The following is a 1,098-nucleotide window of genomic DNA, read 5'->3' as shown; positions in this document are numbered from 1 at the left end:
CCCCGCATTTGGGGCAGACGCGCGGGTCGGTGCCGTCTTCGCGCGGCGGATAGAGCTGCGGTGCAAGTGCCGCGTCCAGCACATCCAGCACTTCGGTGATACGTAGCTCGGAGGTTTCCGAAATGGCCGCCGAGAAATCGCGCCAGAACTTGCCCAGCAATTCCTTGTAGTCGCCGTTTCCGGCGCTGACGTCATCCAGCTCTTCTTCCAGGTTGGCGGTGAATTCATAGCCGACGTATTTGCGGAAGAAATTCAGCAAGAAGATGGTGACGATCCGGCCCTTGTCCTCGGGGAACAGGCGGTTCTTGTCCTTGCGGACATACTCGCGGTCCTGGATCGTGGTGATCACGGACGCATAGGTCGAGGGGCGGCCGATGCCAAGCTCTTCCATCCGCTTGACCAAGGTTGCTTCGGTGTAACGCGGCGGCGGCTGGGTGTGGTGTTGCAGCGCCAGCACAGCGCCGTCATCAGAGAGCACGGACGCCTCTTTGCCGGCCTTGTCAGCCTGCGCGGCCAGCGAGGATGCAAACTTCAGCGCTTCGCCCTGCATGATCTGCGGCAGGCGCTTGTCGTCTTCGTCGGCGACATCATCGCGGCCTTCCTCGTAGACGCGCATGAAGCCGTCAAACAGCATCACCTGGCCGGTGGCGCGCAGCACCACCTGTTTGTCATCCGAGCCGATATCGACGGTGGTGCGCTCCAGCCGGGCACCTTCCATCTGGCACGACAGCGTGCGCTTCCAGATCAGGTCATAGAGCTTGCGCTGATCATCATCCGTCACCTTCAGGCTGGCCGCGTCGCGGCTCATATCCGTGGGACGGATACATTCGTGCGCTTCCTGGGCGTTCTTCGCCTTGTTTTTATAGATCCGCGGTGAGGAGGGCACATATTCAGCGCCGTAGCGGGTTTCGATCTCGGCACGGGCGGCCTGCACCGCCTCGGGCGCCATGTCGATGCCGTCGGTCCGCATATAGGTGATGTGGCCCGCCTCATACAGGCGCTGCGCGGCATTCATGGTCTGGCGCGCACCCATGCCGAACTTGCGGCTGGCTTCCTGCTGCAGGGTTGAGGTCATGAACGGGGCAGAGGGGTTGCGGG

At 62.4% G+C, this 1,098-nt stretch carries 1 protein-coding gene; it reads right to left on the bottom strand.

Annotated features, from left to right (window positions below; translation table 11 throughout):
• On the bottom strand, positions 1–1,098 hold a 1,098-nt coding region (locus tag A2I95_RS41265), incomplete at both ends, for a DNA topoisomerase (RefSeq protein ID WP_291738065.1).

It is taken from the genome of Leisingera sp. F5, from assembly GCF_001593695.1.
Note: the sequence above shows the minus strand (reverse complement) of the source record. Positions and strands in the feature narration are given on the sequence as shown.